A 349-nucleotide genomic window follows, 5' to 3' on the forward strand; every position below is an offset into this window, starting at 1 on the left:
TGGCTGTCTCAGGGTGGATCTCTACAATGGGATCCGGCCTGATTTCCCTCAGCCAGGGGAGATTGCGGTTGGCCGAATGGAAATAGGTGGGAATCCGCAGCCCCGCATTGAGGATATAAGGGTAACGGTCAAGGAGGTCAGGTCGGGAAACAGGGCTTTCCGGAACTTCCCGGTAACGGGGAAGGGGGTCACGTCCCCATTTTTCCAGGATGGTGGAGTAAAGCTCCACTTTGCCTGTGGGGGTAGAAAACCCCTTCTCCACATATTTCCGATACTCCATCTCGCCCTTGAGATATCCCAGCTCCTTAAATTCGTCCCAGGTCAGCCCCGAGGGTTCGAGCATATAGTC

General features: G+C 55.0%; 1 protein-coding gene. It reads right to left on the bottom strand.

Annotated elements, in window-relative coordinates; all coding sequences use genetic code 11:
* The coding region (locus GTN70_09395) for a dimethylsulfide dehydrogenase (protein ID NIO17197.1) at nt 1-349 on the bottom strand (349 nt) is incomplete at both ends.

It is taken from the genome of Deltaproteobacteria bacterium, from assembly GCA_011773515.1.
Lineage (GTDB): Bacteria > Desulfobacterota > Deferrimicrobia > J040 > J040 > WVXK01.